We start from the raw sequence: 249 nt of genomic DNA, 5'->3' as shown, positions 1-249 counted from the left end.
CGACCGAACGGCAGGTGCGCATCGCCGGCGCCATGCGCCGCAGCAAGTATCCCGCCCAGGTGTCAAAACCTTGCACCGACTCCTCATCCTGCGCCTCCAGCCTTTCGGTGACGATGCCGTCATAGGCGCGGCTGGCGCCGAAACGGTAAAGGCTGGACGCGGCGACGGCCTCGAGCACAGCGGCGAGTTCGGTGAGGTCGGCAAGCAAGGTCTGGCTGTCGCGGGTTTCGACCGCCTTCATTTCCAGCG

Annotated in this window: 1 protein-coding gene; it reads right to left on the bottom strand. The window is 66.3% G+C overall.

The annotated features are described in order from the left end of the window. Nucleotides 1-249: DUF3422 family protein (locus KVT37_RS32495; RefSeq protein ID WP_217579058.1), on the bottom strand; the 249-nt coding region annotated here is incomplete at both ends.

The organism is Mesorhizobium sp. GbtcB19 (assembly GCF_019091085.1).
Classification (GTDB): Bacteria; Pseudomonadota; Alphaproteobacteria; order Rhizobiales; family Rhizobiaceae; genus Mesorhizobium.
Note: the sequence above shows the minus strand (reverse complement) of the source record. Positions and strands in the feature narration are given on the sequence as shown.